This window comes from Siphonobacter curvatus (assembly GCF_002943425.1).
Classification (GTDB): Bacteria; Bacteroidota; Bacteroidia; order Cytophagales; family Spirosomataceae; genus Siphonobacter; species Siphonobacter curvatus.
Map to the genome: position 1 here is coordinate 3,323,178 of NZ_PTRA01000001.1, position 16,095 is coordinate 3,339,272.

Below are 16,095 nucleotides of genomic sequence, written 5' to 3' on the forward strand. Positions count from 1 at the left end.
TAGTAAATAGCACATTCCCAGTAAAAACATTTTTACAAAGAACATACATCAATAAAGTACCAAAAAATAATATCAATTAACCTCAACCCATGAAATCCATTCTACGGAAGTTTCTGGAAATGGTCGATGTCTTCGGCTTTTTTGAGCGTGATCCTTTCGGAAATCTCGTGTTTACCAAACGCGTCCTCATCGGCACGCTGGGCTCGCTGACCTGGGCCCGGTACATGTGGACCAACAAAACGGTCATCAAGGGCACCGAACACCTGGAAAAACTCCCGGAAAGCGGCGTACTGTTTCTGTCCAACCACCAGACCTACTTTGCCGATGTGATCTGCTTCTATCACATCTTCTGCAGTGTCAAATGGGGCTTCCGAAACTGGATTGGACTGCCCATTTACCTGCTGGCTCCCCGGGCCCGGATGTATTACGTAGCCGCCTCCGAGACCATGAAAGACAGCGGTCTGGTCCCCCGCATTTTTGCTCAGGCCGGCGGGATTACCATCAACCGCTCCTGGCGGGCCAAAGGACACGATGTGAAACGGGAAGTAGACAAATCCGCCGGTGATAAAATTGGTAAAGGCCTTTCGGATGGCTGGGTGGTGAGTTTCCCGCAGGGTACTACCAGCCCGTACGCCCCCGTACGAAAAGGGACCGGACATTTGATCAAGGAACATCAGCCGATAGTCGTACCCGTCGTCATTAATGGGTTTCGTCGGGCTTTTGATAAAAAAGGGCTCTTGCTGAAAAAACGGGGCACTACCCTTTCGGTGACCTTCAAAGAACCCATGCGGTTTGATCCCTCCCTTTCCGTGGAGGAAATCATTACGCACGTGGAAGCCTTTCTGGAACAGGACTATCCGGAGGGCAAACAATGGTACGTGAAAAAACAGGCGGAAAAAACGGAATCTTCCGGCACCTAGTTTTCTACTTTTTTTTCATCCGATCCGGTCTTTGACGCCTACTTTTGACACCACGTTTCTTCACTTCGCACTATGCCCGCTATTCAATACGAATACAAACCTGAAAACCATTTCCGCTCGGATCCAAACAAGTATAAACTGGAAGATCTGAAGTCGGAAGAGATGATCCTTAACATGGGGCCGCAGCACCCTTCGACGCACGGGGTACTCCGGCTGGAGATTATCAGCGACGGCGAGTTGATTGTGGATGTAGTCCCGCATTTGGGTTACCTGCACCGCTGTTTTGAAAAACACGCCGAAAATCTGCCCTTCAACCAGACGATTCCTTTCGTCGATCGGATGGACTACCTGGCGGCCATGAACTCGGAACACGTCTACGTAATGGGCGTGGAAAAGATGCTGGGTATCGACAAGGAAATTCCAAAACGTGTGGAATACATCCGGGTACTGGTGGCCGAGCTGAACCGACTGGCTTCGCACTTTGTCGCCATTGGTTCGTATGCCTTGGATATTGGTGCCTATACCCCGTTCCTGTGGCTCATGCGGGACCGGGAACACATTCAGCGGATGCTGGAATGGATTTGTGGAGCCCGTATGCTTTACAATTACATCTGGATTGGTGGTTTGTTCTACGATTTGCCCGTGGGCTTTGAGGAGCGTTGCCGCGATCTGGTCAAGTACCTCAGACCCAAGCTGGTAGAACTACAGCAACTGGTCATTGAGAATGAAATCTTCGTGCGTCGTACGGCGAATGTCGGCGTACTCCCCCTGGCCACGGCGATCGATTACGGCTGTACGGGTCCGGTGTTACGCGGCTCGGGACTACGCTGGGATTTGCGAAAAGTGGATGCCTATTCCGTTTACCCTGAACTTGATTTTGACATTCCCATTGGGGAAGGCAAAATGGGTACGGTGGGTGACTGCTGGGATCGTAATAACGTACGAGTGATGGAATGCTGGGAATCGCTCAAAATTGTGGAACAATGCCTGGATCAGTTAACTGGTACACACAAACGTACCTCAGACTTTGATCCGCAGGCCTTTGTACCGAAGAAAATCCGTCCGAAAGCCATGGACTGCTACGTACGGGGTGAAGGCTCGAAAGGCGAACTGGGTTTTTACATCCGTACCGACGGTAAATCCGACGTACCCGTTCGAATGAAATCGCGGGGACCTTCGTTTCATAACCTTTCCGTCATTTCCGAAATCAGTCGCGGAGCTTTACTGGCCGATCTGGTTGCTGTAATTGGTTCACTGGATCTAGTTATGGGCGAAGTGGATCGGTAAACGCATTAAACACTTCTTCTGCGAAATCTATACTTATAAAAATCTTATGTTTCGATTAGACCCCGAACGGCCGTATCAGAAAAAAACAGAATCGCATTCATTGATTCGTTTTCAAGATTGCGATCCCTTGCAGCACTTGAATAATGCCAAATACCTGGATTATTACTTCAACGCTCGCGAAGACCATGTCTTCTCCATGTACGGTTTTACGATGGATTATACCTTCAAGAAACACAATGCAAGCTGGGTCGTGTATAATCACCAGATTGGCTATATTCGGCCAGCCCGTGTTAGTGAATGGGTAACCATTATTACCAGCATCATTTATTTCGATGAAAGTACGATGGTGACGGAATACGTCATGACGAATGAAAATAAAACGGAATTAAAAAACGTCATGTGGTCAACGGCCAAATACATTTCGGTCGTTACGGGAAAAGTTATTCCACACCAAGAAGAAATTCATCAATTTTTACAAACCGTAGCTGTGGAAGGAGTAGATTATTTAAACATTACGTTTAACGAACGTATTAAACAGATTAAAACAGCACTAGCGGAAGGAAGATACTAAGTCATTAAATAGTAGATCAATACAATTTACTGTTCGAATTTACTTTCATAATTTTCTATTAAGCAACGCGTACAAAAGGAATTTAAAAGGTCCTTCTTTTGTACACGTTGCTTTTTTAATGGTTTTTAACAAACCTTTTTTATGCTTTTTAATAGCTTTGTTTTTCTTCATTGAATTATACTAACCTAACAAAATATAAGTACTTAATAATACCTTTAACTGCATGAAATTAATCGTACTAACTAGCCTATTCTTATGGGGTATTTGTTTTTCCATTCAAGCTCAAACGCCTGTCGTAAGCTCCTTTCCTAAAAACAGTATTCGTCTGGGTGTGGATCACCTGAGTTTAGATGCTCCGGACGGTACGGCTCGTCGCGTAATGCTGCGTTACAATCGACACTTCACCCAACGTTGGACGCTGGAAGGCGGTATGGGCTATCTATCGACTCCTCATACCTTACGGGCACTTGATCTTGTGCTGGAAGGAAAGCGACGGGAGCGAGTGATGCTGGAGGCGAGTATCTTTTTTGATGTACTCAAACACCCGAATCATGCCTTCCGGCTGGGTGGAGGTCCCGCCTTCTGGTACCGCGATGAAGAACTTCTGGGACATGCTCAGTATCGAATACTGAACAATACGCACATCCTCAATTACCTGGCTGAGGTCAATCACGTCAAAGGTCATTCGCTGGGTTATCAATTAGCCGCCGACTATGAATATCGCATTCCCGAAGTCAACGTAAGTTTGGGAGCCCGCTTTACGTTTGCCAATCTGGATACCGCTATCAGCTCCATGCTGGGACTAACCGCAGGGTACCATTTCTAGCCCAAAACCGTTCGAATATTACCGTAATTTTACGGCCTGCTGACCTTGTATTAAATAATCATTACGCTTCTGTTTCAGCCCTATACCGCCCGGACCCGGCTTCTATTTTTGTTCCTCTCACTACACTTTACACAAGCATGTTACGGAACAAGAAATGGATTGCCCTATGGGTATTGGCAGTGGCTTTCCAGGCCTGCGTAAAAGATCACAATCCCCAACCTGATCCTACTGAAAATCCAGCGGCTTTCCGCGAGGTGTCTTCCACTAAAATTGGTGGTGAAGCGGCGGCTGAAATCTCCGCTTACGATCCGGCAAGCAAACGACTCTTTACCGTTAACAACGAAGCCAAAGCTCTGGTGGACGTACTGGACCTTTCGGCCTTACCCAAAGTTATCAAGATTCAGTCCATCGACATCTCGGCCCTGGGTGGTGTAGCCAATAGCGTGTCGGTCTCGGACGGCAAACTGGCGATTGCTCTGGAAGCCACCAACAAGCAGGCCAACGGTAGCGTCATCGTGATGGATACTAAAACTCTGACGCAGCTGAAGCAGATTACCGTGGGTGCATTGCCCGACATGGTGACTTTCAGTCCCGACGGCAAGTACATCGTGACGGCCAATGAAGGCGAACCCAATGCCACCTATACGAACGATCCGGCAGGCTCAATTTCCATCATTGATGTAACCAACAATTACAGCATTCGTACGCTTACCTTCGATTCATTTGCTCCGCTACAGGCTCAGCTGCAAACCGGTGGTTTCCGGATTTTTGGGCCAAATGCCAGCTTTGCTCAGGATATTGAACCGGAGTACGTAGCCATTTCGCAGGATTCTAAAAAAGCTTGGGTGACACTCCAGGAAAACAATGGTATTGCGGAAGTAGATCTGTTGGGTGGTGCGATTATAAAACTGCATCCGCTGGGCACGGTGGATGTAAGCTTACCCGAAAATGCCATTGATCCTTCCAACGAAGATGGTAAAATTGTCTTTGCCACCTGGCCGATTAAGTCGCTGTACCTGCCCGACGCCATTTCCTATTTCAACGTGAATAACGCCGGTTATCTGATCACGGCCAACGAAGGCGATGCCCGTGAATACGATGCCTTCGTGGAGCAGGCCCGCATCAGTACGCTGAAGCTGGATCCTAGCAAATTTCCGAATGCAGCAACTTTACAAAAGAAAGAGCAACTGGGTCGTCTGTACGTTACCAAGACCCTCGGTGATACGGATCAGGACGGTGATTACGATGAATTGTACACCTTTGGTGGCCGTGGCTTTAGTATTCGGGAGGCCGCTACGGGTCAACTGATTTACAATTCTGGGAAGAGTATGGAGGAAGAAGTAGTCAAAGCGGGTGCCTACGACGATAGCCGTTCGGATGATAAAGGTGTGGAACCCGAAGGCATTACCGTGGGTATGGTGAATGGCAAACCGATTGCTTTCATCGCTCTGGAACGGGCCGATGCCGTGGCCATCTACGACGTGAGTAATCCCAAGGCTCCTCAATTTCTGCAATTGTTACGTACGGGTGACGCTCCCGAAGGAATCCTGTTCGTAGCTCCCGACAAAAGTCCAAATGGTCGTAGTATGCTGATTGTGAGCAGTGAAGGTGATGGTACGGTAAAAGTTTATCAGCCGGACCGTTTGTAGATAGCATTTCGCTCACTCCGATCATTCCATGACGGTTACCAATCGGGGTGAGCGGCGTTACTTTTCGAGTTTTTTTACGTGCACTACCGCCGCCCCGAAAATGCCGAGCCCGTTCTTGATGTTCGTATAAATCGGAACGGGCTCGGCGAAGGGGTTGTCCCCTACCTCTCGTTGTAACTTCACAGATTCCATAAACTGGTAATAGTTCGGATCAACGTGATACACGAAAGTATACATCGGTGCCGGACTGATGATCTGCGGGTCGTTTGCCTTCTTGGCCTGTCCCAGCAAAAAATCGAGTTGTGGCGTTGAAATGGATTTGCCCGTATTCGCGAGAAACGCTACTACCTGCGTTTTTTCCAGTTGCACCACGGCCGAGTCCCGACCATTTAATTTTACAGGCGTAAGCTTTCCTTCACCGCTGCCCACCAGATAATAATGGGTGGCATTCGTCTGCGTGATATTCCAGGAAAGTGTCCGCTTTTTATAGACCTTGAATAACTTGTTATCACCGGGAATGTAGGTCAATTTCCCGTCCCTGGATTGCAGCGTACTCATCGGCTTTGGAATCGTACACGTAGCCGAAGTTTCCGGAAAACCCTTCGCCGATACCCGAAGCGTGTAGCTACGCCCGGCCACCAACTTATACTTAACTGCCTCAAACCGATACTGATCAATTTCAGCGTCAAAAGGAATTCGTATCTGCTGCTTTCCGTCCGACAGTAACACATTCGCATTCTTAACCGATGGGCCCGGCGAACGATCGCCACTTCCGGCACCCTGAATGGGCTTGGTTTGTTTGACCAGCACCCGAATGTCCGGGCTGGCTGGGTTCAAATAACATTCAATCACTAGCTTTCGATCACTTTCGATGGAGAGGTCATGCAGCTCCTGCGTACAACTCGACATGCCCAGCAGGGCGAGCAGTAATCGTTTAGTCTTCATGGGTTGATACCGTTTGATGGGAAAAAAGATTTCACTGTTTATTGATTCGTACGAAAGAAAAAATTGGAATTCATCGACTAATCACAGCAGCGTTTAATGACTCTCCACTAAAACTTAAAACCGTACGATACACTCGGCATAATGGGAAACAGGGTCACCTGCTTGAGACGATTCTCGTACTTTTTAACCTTCGGATCGGTGGAAACATCTACCGTATCGAAGTAATAGATAAAGGGGTTTTGCTGATTGTAGAGGTTGTAGACGCTGATTTCCCAGGTACGCTCAAAGCGACGTTTCTTCTTGTGAAACTGTACCGCCACGTCCAGGTGCTGATACGGAGCCGCCCGAAACCCATTCCGCCGGCCGTATTCTTCAAATACCCGTCCGGTGTAATACGCTTTGTCGCTCCCCAACAAATCCAGTCCGGAATTACTCGAAATCCAGTATTGCCCCTGCGGCATGGTCAGGGCTGGGCTGGTCCCGTACACCCAGGTACTGGAAAGAGTAATATTGGCGTTCAGGTGATAAATGCCGACCAGCGAAAGGTCGTGGCGACGGTCATACCGGGCATAAAACCAGCGACCAAAATTGAGCTTGTCGAATTGTTGTTTCGTCCACGAAAGGGTGTATCCCGCCCAGCCCGTAAACCGTCCGGTTTTCTTCTGTAGCAGAAACTCTGCTCCGTAACTCCAGCCCCTTCCCTGAGTAATCTGGTCTTCCCAGCTACCGCCACCCGAAATCGTGTACGCGAGCGAAGTAGCTCCTTCCTTGTAAGACACCATCCGATCCATGGTTTTGTAAAAGCCTTCCGCCGTAAACGTGACCCCTGAGCGAAAGTCCTTCGCTACCCCGAATGCCGCCTGTTTGGAGAGCTGCGGTTTGGTGCGTTGCGTGGATGGAATCCATAAATCCGTTGGTAAGCCAAAGCCGGAGTTGGCCAGCAAGTGCACGTACTGACTCATGGAAGCGGCCGAGGCCTTTACCGCCCAATTCCGGGGCAACGAATAGGCAATCGCCAGCCTGGGTTCCGGTTGGAGGTAGTCTTTTGTTCCCGTCCGAAAACCACTGTACCGAATGCCCGCGTTGATTTTTAGCTGAGGAAACGGCACGTAAGTATCCTCCACGTAAGCCGCAGCTTCCCAAGTATCCCGATTCATGAGTACGGATTCAGGACCCTGCACGGCCTCATCTACGCTGGTATACGTACTGGGTCGGAAATGGTGGGCGGTCAGGATCAGCCCCGTCCGGATCGTATGTTTTTCACCCAATGCCCAGTTGAAGTCCGTTTTCAGGCTGAAATCCTCAATGTACGATTTGTTTTGCAGGCGATACGAAGCCCGTTCCGTATCCCGAACCACATTACGCACCAAATTAACGGTGGAATTATAGTGAGTATAGAGTAGAGCCGTCGTGGCTTGCAAGCGATTACTGAAGCGGTGATTCCATCGCAGAGCCGCCGCTGCATTTCGCCAGTTGGCCTTTCCGTTTTCTCTGGTAATGGTACCCTTGGTATTGTAGATGAAGCGATCTTCTCCCGTATAAGCCGTCAGAGAAATCGTATTGCTAGGACTGATGTCGAAAGTAGTTTTTAGATACAGATCGTAGAAATACCCATTCTGATCCGAAGCTCCCGTTTGAATCAGATTTAGTAACAAATCAGCGTAGGTCCGACGGGCTGAAATCAAAAACGAAGACTTTCCTTTGGCAATCGGTCCTTCCAGCGTCATTCGGCTAGAGATGAGTCCGATTCCACCTTCGCCGTGTAGCTTTTCCCGATCGCCATCCCGGGTTTTGAGTTCGATGACGGAAGACAGCCTTCCCCCAAACCGAGCCGGAAAACCGCCCTTGGTCAAGTCCACGGACTCAATCGCATCCCCGTTAAAGAGCGAGAAAAAGCCGAATAAATGCGAAGTGTGGTAAACGGGAATGTCATCGAGTAGTACCAGGTTTTGATCTGGCCCACCGCCGCGTACGTACAACCCAGTTGAACCTTCCGAGCCTTTCTGTACGCCCGGTAGCAATTGCAAGGCCTTGATGACGTCCTTTTCTCCCAGAAGCGTAGGTATTTCCTTGACCTGTTCGATCGGTACCGAAATTCCCGACATCTGTACCGACTCAGAGGCTCGTACGGAAGCTGATTTCACCACGACTTCCTTCAGTTCTTTGGTCTGAACGTTCAGCGTTATAGGCTGCTGACGATCAGCCATCAATCGCAGTATGATTTCCCGATTCTGATAACCCGATAAACTATACGCAATCGGTAGAGCCGTATCCGCGGGTACCTCCAGTTGATAGTATCCATCCGAACGAGTACGCGTATGCTGGTTACGAACCGACACCTGAACTCCTGACAGAGGGCGAGCACTGGCTCCATCCGTTACGAAACCACTGAGCGTATAGGACCTCTGTTGGGCAAAAGCGAGGTTTGCCTTTGAAAACCCTAAGGTAACTCCAATCCAAAGGCCTAGGTAAAGCTCTTTTATCCGCATTGATTTTCTGGCTTTTCGACACCGCTGGCATCGACGCTGACAGGTATAGGTAGGGCTGAGCATACGCGGCAGCCTAAGTCGTGGCGAACGACTCATTAATCATACAATCAATGGTGTGGAATGATCGCTATCTAAGGCCCTTGGAGGCAGCGATACGTTCAATCGGTACTCGATTCTTCAAGACCAAGTCTTGGGTTTTCAGTACTGAATGCATACGTCTGAGTGGTGCGGGTAGGTTGGATCTACTAAGCATACACAACTTAACATACGTTTAGCAAGTACAAAAGCTTTTCCTCAACGTATTTGTAGAATTATCTGTAGGATCTAAAAACTACTTTTTATAATCCAACTCCTCTTTGTGTATGACTAGTCGTTTGATGTACTTACGTAAAAAGGGAAGCTTTTCTCTTTACTACTTCTAAAAAAATTCGTTCGGTCGTCGCTACAACCGTCGCCTACTTTTTAAAGATTTGATAAACAGTAGCTTAAAAAAACAGTAGCTTAAAAAAATAGTCGAAGGCACTTCTCTACCCAAAAATAGCTATCCTCAAGCCTATCCAAATTCTCTCACGCCTCTATACCTACTGCTTATGAAAATAAGTATCGCTTTTTTATAGTCTATACCCTATATGAAGCAGACGCGTAAGTAAGCCCCTACACGAACACGATACGGGCCTTCTGCTTTTATTGCCCGTTTTTTTAGTTAGCTGAGCGTTTATTTCTCACTGAGCAGGAAGTCTTGCAGAACGTTTTATTTGTATCTTTTCGCCTTTCTTAAGCTTTAGATCGATTATGAAAGGATTGCTGTGCATTCTGCTGTTACTTGTTTCCAATGCGTTCATGACGCTGGCCTGGTATGGGCATCTTCAAATTAAACAATGGCCTATGCTAGCCAAACTCTCGTTGTTTGGCGTCATTGCCCTGAGTTGGGGCCTCGCCTTTTTCGAATACGTTTTTCAAGTACCCGCCAACCGGATTGGTTCCGAGGAAACCGGCGGGCCTTTTACCCTTTTTCAGTTAAAGATTATTCAGGAAGTTGTTTCCTTAACCGTCTTTACGCTGATTACGGTTTACATTTTCAAGACGGATAAGCTCGCCTGGAATCATGCCGTAGGTTTTGTTTTCATGATCATTGCGGTATTTTTCATCTTTAAAAAATGGTAATTTACGAAGGCATGATCACCTCTACCTCTTATTAACTTATGCATAAGATAAGCTTAGGCCTAGTACTCCTGAGTAGCTTAAGTTGTAGCAAAAAGGATCTTCCCTCGACTTCGCTAGTGGGGCATTGGCAGCTCGTTTCCTATTGCAAACCAGCCACCGACAGTACGTGTACACCCTTGACAATACCGAGTGACAAACAGGTACTGGTTACATTCAAGAAAAATGGCGATTTTGAAGAAACGTACGGAAATACTCTTCCGATTCATTACGCTTTTCTAGGTTGCGGCAATGGCAAGTACTCACTGGAAGATACCTCCGTCCGCATTCGGGCTCTGTGTATGTCTTCTACCCAGGGACGACTTTTCCAGCAGGTACAACTGGACGAAAATCGGTTGATTTTAACGCCTGACGGAACGGGTGAGTATATGTTTAAACGATTGGGAAGATAAAAAACGGGCTCCTGCAAAGAGCCCGTTTTTTATGGATTAGAAGCGATACATGCCCGTCAAGCCAACGTTGGAAGAAGTGAACGCCGCATTAAGGCCGTAAATCGTAACGCCTGATCCAAAAGTACCATTCAGGGACACCGTAGGAACAACTTCAGCACTTACATACCATTTAGGACTAATGTTGTACTGGGCACCTATCATAAAGCCAATGCCGAGTGACGTATTCAATAAGAGATTTCCGGAACCCGTTATGGTTATCTTTCCGAACGTTCCGTCATCTACAGAAACATTTCCGCCGGGTGAATGACTTACGGTTAACCGGGGAATAAATTCCGTTCCATATACCACCTGAAATCGGTCGTTAATAGACTTTCGTTTCTCCTTGCCTATTGCTCCTCCTACGCTTAAATTGACCAGGCTACTTCCATTAACGATCCCCAACCCCAGATTCCCAAAAGCCAGACGGTATCGCTTGTACACATTTTCAGATTTTTGTTTTTTATAGACAAACCCTAAATCATTAAATCCATTCGTTCGTAATCCAATTTCACGCGTAGGTACATCCTGAGAAAAAGCAGCGGAAAGACTTACGAACAAAGCAGCACAGGTAAGAAAAACTCTTTTCATAAATAGATTGGTTGATTGAATTGCAAACTATTCATAACTTTTGAATGTGCTACTTTTAGTCTAAAGCTTACCCTGTTAAAAATTGTAAAAACGCTGTTTATTCCATCCCTTAAAAGCCATTAGATGCAGGCCTCTACTTCTGACTTAAGAATTGATTAGTAACCTATTATTTTACTCAAAATGAATCAAACAAAAAAGCTCCAACCCAGAAGATTAGAGCTTTGTATACTTCATTAATCATTGTTCATGATTGTTATTTCCAGGCTCGTCTCAGAAAACGCAGCCAGTTTCCGTGCATGATTTTTTCAACATCCGTTTCCGTATAACCCCGCTTACGGAGCAGATTCGGAACGGTTTGTAAATCAGCAATCGTTTCAAGATCATACGGGGACTGCTCGCGACCAAAGGCTCCGTCGAGATCCGTACCGATGCCGATGTGGTCGGCATTTCCGGCTAGCTGACAGATGTGATCAAGGTGATCGACCAGTACTTCCAGATTACAGTTCATTTCTTCGGGAGTCGACTGCCCGCGTACCCAGTTGGGTACCATCATCCAGGCGTCCAGGGCTCCGCCAATCACGGCATCGCGGTTAATCAACTCGCGAATTTGTTCATCGCTGAATTGCCGGTTGTGATTCACCAGGGCCCGACACAGGTTATGACTCGCCCAGACCGGACCGTTGTAATGATCCATCGCTTCCCAGAAACTATCGTCGCACAAATGCGTCGCGTCGAGAATGATGTTCAGGCGTTCCATTTCCTTGAGCAAATCCTGCCCGACCTTCCCCATGAAACCCGTTGCATCGGTTCCCTGAGCGTATCGGCCCGGTCCGTAATGAGCGGGTCCGATGGCCCGGAGCCCGTAGTTGTAGGCCCGCTCCACGTGATCAAGCGTTACGAGCGAATCAGCTCCTTCCAGACTTAGAATGTAACCCACGGGTTTGGACTCATTGGGCGTACCGTCGTTCCAGAGGGACAGGTGTTTTTCCAGGCTTGCCAGATCGGTGATGGCCGTCATTTCGCCTTCATCCTCCATGGCTTTGTACCAGGAAACCTGACCCTGCGTTTGAGCCCAGGCCTGTTGCGGCGAATGCCAGCCCGGTAAGGGATTATTGGGAGCCACGTACCGGGCAATCTGCGTCGCCACAACTACGGCTACATTTCCTTTACGAAGTTCGGGCAAAGATACGGTCGCCTTGCCCCGATCCGGTTTATCGGTCAGCCCCTGTTCTCTGGCATTGATTTCAGCGACGGGCAACCGTAAATCCCGGTTCCACTCCATCGCATTCATGCTCAGATCAAGGTGAGCGTCTATGATTAACATGTATGCGTTTTGAGTTTGGGGTTTAGGGTTTTGAGTTTTTTGTCAAAACCTAACCCAATCTATTATAGTAGTTGAGCACTAAGTTTGGAATTGAGCACATTACTCAAAACTCTAAACTTTTTTTAAACCAGTTCAAACAAAGCCTCAATTTCTACCGGAATGTTGTCGGGGAGGGAGCCGAACCCTACGGCAGAGCGGACGCCGATGCCGTTTTCTTCGCCCCAAACCTGAGCAAATAATTCACTACAGCCGTTGATGATGTAGGGATGACGTTCAAATTCAGAAACGCAGTTCACCATACCCAGCACTTTGATCACCCGCTTCACGCGATCCAAACTACCCAGGTGGGTTTTGATGGTAGAAAGGATCGTCAAGCCTACCTGACGGGCGGCGAGTTTTCCGTTTTCGGTGTCGATTTCCCGGCCAATGCGACCGATAATAAGGCTCTTATCGTCCTGTACCGGACCGTGCCCGGACACGTACAGGTACTTGCCATCAATGAGGTACGGTTTGTATACGCCCAACGGCAGCGGAGCCGGAGGTAAAGTAAGGCCCAGTTTAGCAAAAGCAGCTTCAGGACTAAGTTGTTCGATGGTTGTTGCGGCTGTGTTCATGGAATTTTGTTGGTGGTTATTGGTTGGTAGTTAGTTTATGTTTAGCGTTTACACTCGACTGCCTACAGATTTATTAGTCTTGAATATTAGTAGATAGTAAATACTTGGAGTTTTTTCGGCAGAGCAACTGAACATTAACTCTAAACACAAAACTCTAAACGCATTAAATTATTTGATTCAAAATCAGTACCCCCATCAGGCCGACGAAGGCTACGAGTGTTTCCATCATTGACCAGGAACGGATGGTATCTTTCACCGAAAGGTTGAAATATTCCTTAAACATCCAAAATCCCGGATCGTTTACGTGCGAAAACATGAGACTGCCCGCACCAATGGAGAGCACCATCAAATTCGGATTGGTCGTTTGCTGAGCCATCAGTGGAGCAATAATGCCGGCGGCCGTTAGTCCTGCCACCGTGGCCGAACCAATGCAGACCCGGATGATGGCCGCAATGAGCCAGCCCAAAAATAAGGGAGGCATTTGTAGCCGCTGCAATTGTCCGGCAATTTCGTTACTCACGCCACTATCCGTCAGAATCTGTTTCAACGCTCCGGCTCCACCGATGATCAGTACAATCATGGCAATGTCTTTCACCGCCGTTTCGTACGTACTCATTACTTCCTTCATAGTCTTGCCGCGACTCAATCCTAAGGTTACGGTAGCGACAGCGACAGAAATGAGCATAACAATGGCCGGATCACCCACAAAGGTCAGTACTTCCTCGAAGGCATTGCCCGGGAAAAAATGGGATACCGTCGTTAAGGTCAACAGCAATACGGGCAACAGCGAGGTAAGGAAACTACTCAGTCCGCTGGGTAACTCGGCCTCAGGAATGGGAGTGGTCTGAAAGGTAACCAGGGGTTCTGAATTGATCCGTTTGAGCGTCAGAGCGTATACCGGTCCGGCCAGAATGATTGTAGGTACGGCGATAATCAGTCCGTATACCAGCGTCAGCCCCATGTCCCCGTGAAACTGAGCCACCAGAGCGGCAGGCGATGGATGCGGCGGCAGAAAGCCGTGAGCCACCGAAAGCGAAGCCAGCATGGGTAAGCCAATGGCCACTGCCGGTAATCGGTATTGGTACACAACGGAAAAAATAAGCGGTACCATCAGGACAAACCCTACGCCGTAAAACAGCGGAATGCCGATAATGAAACCCGTGCAGACTAGTCCCCACTGAATGTATTTAGCCCCAAACAACTGCATCATCACGGAAGCGATTTTCTGGGCGGCTCCACTTTCAGCGACGAGCTTGCCCAACATCGCCCCTAACGCAATGATGATGATGAGTGAACCCAGCGTATCCCCTACTCCTTTCTGAACGGATTGGGCCATTTTTCCAAGCGGCATTCCTAAAAGTCCACCGGCCAGCAGGGAAACGACCAGAAAGGCTAGAAAGGGATTGACTTTAGCCCAGACAATCAATAATACCAGAATGACAATACAGGCGGCAACAATCAACATGGGTTACAACTGGCGGTTTTGAGTTTAGGGTTTTGAGTTGGATAAATGCGGGTTTGACTTGCCCTTTATTCCAGCGTTAGTTTGCTGATTTTTTGGGTGTTGCCTTCGATTCGCATATTGTCCTGATATAGTACGGCCCGGTACTCAATTTCGTCGTAGGACTGAATGTTCTGTTTCAGCATTTCCAGCGTTACCTTGCCCGTAGCGGTCACGGGATAGGCATCGGTAGCTTTCCACTTTTCGTTGAATTCTTCGTTGAGGGAGCTTTGTACGGAACGGTACTCGAATCCGATCCGGTACTCTTTTCCGGAACCCATTTTCACAACATCGGCCGTTAATTTCAGGTTGCCGTTGCTGAGCTTCTCCGCACTCACGGTTCGGAACTGCATCGGTGTCAGAGCAGGTTCTACGTTTTTGAGCTTCACGACAATGGGGTTAGGCCACTGGTGATTGTTATAGATTCGCTGGGCCCGTACCACCGAAATTTTCAATCCTTCGGGGGTCTGCTCGAAACGCGTACGACCATCTACAGTGGGTTTGTATTCCACGACGTTACCAGTTTGTCCGAGAACAGTTACTTCCGTCGTTGCCGTTGCTTTCACCGAACGAATCAAAAACTCCCGACGCTCGGCCCGAGGCCATTCCGGCATACCGGTCAGGTACGCGTATACCGTGTTTTCGTCTTTCTTTTTGGTGAACCAAATGTCATTTTCGTTCCGAACAATCCAGGGGCGTACGTTGTGCACGGCTTCCTGGTTGATAAAATGCCAGGCTCCGATTTCCATCAATCGCCCTTCTTGTCCTTCATTGAGGTTCCCCCACTGCGTAGGCCCCACATTAAGCAGGTACGAGCCACCCTTCGCCCGCGATTCGATGAGAATATTCAGCAGTTCCGTACCCGATTTGTAGTGTTCATTGGTGGGCTTGTAGTTCCAGGCCGTACCCATCGTCATGCAGCTTTCCCAGGCCGTACCCAGCGTTTCGCCGGGCAGGTATTGTTCCGGCGTAGGCAGGGCTCCACGGGTAACCAGGCAATTGGGCTGGTACTTCCAGATGGTTTCTTTTACTTCTTCCTTCAGTACGTCGCTGTCAATGAAAAACAGATCAACCGGACCGTACTTGGTCATGAGTTCCTTGGTCTGCTCAACGACAAATTTTTTGTATTGAGCCTGAAAGGGTTTCGCCTTTTCCCAATGGTTGTCGCGGGTGATGTCCTTCATGCCGTTGCGGTAAGCGAACGAAAAATCTTCGGGAGAATAATAAAAGCCAACGGCGATTTTCCATTTCCGACAGGCTTCCACGAATTGACGTACGATGTCCTTTTTGTAGGGTGTGTTCATGACGTTGAAATCCGTCGTTTTGGTATCCCACATGCAAAAACCCGCGTGGTGTTTAGTCGTGAACATGATGTACTTCATGCCCGCGTTTTTAGCCAGCATCACGATTTTTTCAGCATCCCATTGTTTGGGATCGAAGGTTTGAGGAAGCTCTTTGATGTACCGATCCACGTAATCCGGCGAAGCCCCCACGAGCGAGTGGCTGATGACGACGCCCAGCTGTGTATCCACGTTCCAGTGAATAAACATACCAAAGCCCACATCTTTCAGCCACTCTTCGCGTTCGGGTTTATTATGGTTGGCTCCAAAATTCTCAGTTTCCTGAGCCCAGGAAGCCAGGGTACAAAAAAGTAGGCAGAGGAAGCAGGATAATCGACGCATGTATTTAGTTTTCAGTTTGCGGTGGTCTGTTTTCAATAGAACCCGTG

At 48.2% G+C, this 16,095-nt stretch carries 14 protein-coding genes; 7 read left to right on the top strand and 7 right to left on the bottom strand.

Going from position 1 to position 16,095, the window contains the following annotated elements; translation table 11 throughout:
• The first annotated feature begins 89 nt into the window (after nt 1–89).
• The 5 genes from C5O19_RS13765 (at nt 90) to C5O19_RS13785 (ending at nt 5,253) form a co-directional block, all read left to right on the top strand.
• On the top strand, nt 90–920 hold the full coding sequence (locus C5O19_RS13765; protein ID WP_104713106.1) for a lysophospholipid acyltransferase family protein: 831 nt from the start codon (nt 90–92) through the stop codon (nt 918–920).
• Between the two features lie 72 nt (nt 921–992).
• The gene (locus C5O19_RS13770) at nt 993–2,207 is read left to right on the top strand and encodes an NADH-quinone oxidoreductase subunit D (protein ID WP_104713108.1); all 1,215 of its coding nucleotides are present in this window, start codon (nt 993–995) and stop codon (nt 2,205–2,207) included.
• Nucleotides 2,208–2,253: 46 nt separating this feature from the next.
• Nucleotides 2,254–2,778, top strand: a complete 525-nt coding sequence (locus C5O19_RS13775) for an acyl-CoA thioesterase (RefSeq protein WP_104713110.1) — start codon at nt 2,254–2,256, stop codon at nt 2,776–2,778.
• Between the two features lie 223 nt (nt 2,779–3,001).
• Nucleotides 3,002–3,604: a hypothetical protein gene (locus C5O19_RS13780; protein ID WP_104713113.1), complete on the top strand. Its 603-nt coding sequence runs from the start codon at nt 3,002–3,004 to the stop codon at nt 3,602–3,604.
• A gap of 137 nt (nt 3,605–3,741) precedes the next feature.
• Entirely contained in the window at nt 3,742–5,253 is a 1,512-nt protein-coding gene (locus C5O19_RS13785; RefSeq protein WP_104713115.1) for a choice-of-anchor I family protein, read from the top strand.
• Nucleotides 5,254–5,310: 57 nt separating this feature from the next.
• On the opposite strand, the gene C5O19_RS13790 is transcribed toward C5O19_RS13785, so the two are convergent.
• Both C5O19_RS13790 and C5O19_RS13795 read right to left on the bottom strand, forming a co-directional pair.
• The gene (locus C5O19_RS13790; protein WP_104713117.1) at nt 5,311–6,198 is read right to left on the bottom strand and encodes a DUF4249 domain-containing protein; all 888 of its coding nucleotides are present in this window, start codon (nt 6,196–6,198) and stop codon (nt 5,311–5,313) included.
• Between the two features lie 107 nt (nt 6,199–6,305).
• The gene (locus tag C5O19_RS13795) at nt 6,306–8,687 is read right to left on the bottom strand and encodes a TonB-dependent receptor (RefSeq protein ID WP_104713119.1); all 2,382 of its coding nucleotides are present in this window, start codon (nt 8,685–8,687) and stop codon (nt 6,306–6,308) included.
• Nucleotides 8,688–9,479: 792 nt separating this feature from the next.
• Between C5O19_RS13795 and C5O19_RS13800 the strand changes: the two genes are divergently transcribed.
• Together C5O19_RS13800 and C5O19_RS13805 are read left to right on the top strand one after the other, a co-directional pair.
• Nucleotides 9,480–9,851: a DMT family protein gene (locus tag C5O19_RS13800; protein ID WP_094811285.1), complete on the top strand. Its 372-nt coding sequence runs from the start codon at nt 9,480–9,482 to the stop codon at nt 9,849–9,851.
• A gap of 38 nt (nt 9,852–9,889) precedes the next feature.
• Entirely contained in the window at nt 9,890–10,300 is a 411-nt protein-coding gene (locus C5O19_RS13805) for a lipocalin family protein (RefSeq protein WP_104713122.1), read from the top strand.
• A gap of 36 nt (nt 10,301–10,336) precedes the next feature.
• Here C5O19_RS13805 and C5O19_RS13810 read toward each other — a convergent pair whose 3' ends face one another.
• The 5 genes from C5O19_RS13810 to C5O19_RS13830 form a co-directional block, all read right to left on the bottom strand.
• A complete protein-coding gene (locus tag C5O19_RS13810; protein ID WP_104713124.1) occupies nt 10,337–10,927 on the bottom strand; it encodes a hypothetical protein in 591 nt (196 codons plus the stop codon).
• Between the two features lie 253 nt (nt 10,928–11,180).
• A complete protein-coding gene (locus tag C5O19_RS13815; protein WP_104713127.1) occupies nt 11,181–12,251 on the bottom strand; it encodes a dipeptidase in 1,071 nt (356 codons plus the stop codon).
• 122 nt (nt 12,252–12,373) lie between these two features.
• Nucleotides 12,374–12,865 carry a RidA family protein gene (locus C5O19_RS13820; RefSeq protein WP_094811292.1) on the bottom strand — a complete coding sequence of 164 codons (492 nt, stop codon included), beginning with the start codon at nt 12,863–12,865 and terminating at the stop codon, nt 12,374–12,376.
• 163 nt (nt 12,866–13,028) lie between these two features.
• Nucleotides 13,029–14,330 carry a gluconate:H+ symporter gene (locus C5O19_RS13825; protein WP_104713129.1) on the bottom strand — a complete coding sequence of 434 codons (1,302 nt, stop codon included), beginning with the start codon at nt 14,328–14,330 and terminating at the stop codon, nt 13,029–13,031.
• Between the two features lie 65 nt (nt 14,331–14,395).
• A complete protein-coding gene (locus C5O19_RS13830) occupies nt 14,396–16,048 on the bottom strand; it encodes an alpha-L-fucosidase (RefSeq protein WP_104713131.1) in 1,653 nt (550 codons plus the stop codon).
• Nucleotides 16,049–16,095: the final 47 nt, after the last annotated feature.

Coding starts and splice junctions, on each gene's coding strand:
- C5O19_RS13770 (WP_104713108.1), top strand. CDS start 993: ATGCCCGCTATTCAATACGAATACAAACCTGAAAACCATTTCCGCTCG.
- C5O19_RS13795 (WP_104713119.1), bottom strand. CDS start 8,687: ATGCGGATAAAAGAGCTTTACCTAGGCCTTTGGATTGGAGTTACCTTA.
- C5O19_RS13775 (WP_104713110.1), top strand. CDS start 2,254: ATGTTTCGATTAGACCCCGAACGGCCGTATCAGAAAAAAACAGAATCG.
- C5O19_RS13765 (WP_104713106.1), top strand. CDS start 90: ATGAAATCCATTCTACGGAAGTTTCTGGAAATGGTCGATGTCTTCGGC.
- C5O19_RS13805 (WP_104713122.1), top strand. CDS start 9,890: ATGCATAAGATAAGCTTAGGCCTAGTACTCCTGAGTAGCTTAAGTTGT.
- C5O19_RS13815 (WP_104713127.1), bottom strand. CDS start 12,251: ATGTTAATCATAGACGCTCACCTTGATCTGAGCATGAATGCGATGGAG.
- C5O19_RS13825 (WP_104713129.1), bottom strand. CDS start 14,330: ATGTTGATTGTTGCCGCCTGTATTGTCATTCTGGTATTATTGATTGTC.
- C5O19_RS13800 (WP_094811285.1), top strand. CDS start 9,480: ATGAAAGGATTGCTGTGCATTCTGCTGTTACTTGTTTCCAATGCGTTC.
- C5O19_RS13790 (WP_104713117.1), bottom strand. CDS start 6,198: ATGAAGACTAAACGATTACTGCTCGCCCTGCTGGGCATGTCGAGTTGT.
- C5O19_RS13780 (WP_104713113.1), top strand. CDS start 3,002: ATGAAATTAATCGTACTAACTAGCCTATTCTTATGGGGTATTTGTTTT.
- C5O19_RS13785 (WP_104713115.1), top strand. CDS start 3,742: ATGTTACGGAACAAGAAATGGATTGCCCTATGGGTATTGGCAGTGGCT.
- C5O19_RS13820 (WP_094811292.1), bottom strand. CDS start 12,865: ATGAACACAGCCGCAACAACCATCGAACAACTTAGTCCTGAAGCTGCT.
- C5O19_RS13810 (WP_104713124.1), bottom strand. CDS start 10,927: ATGAAAAGAGTTTTTCTTACCTGTGCTGCTTTGTTCGTAAGTCTTTCC.
- C5O19_RS13830 (WP_104713131.1), bottom strand. CDS start 16,048: ATGCGTCGATTATCCTGCTTCCTCTGCCTACTTTTTTGTACCCTGGCT.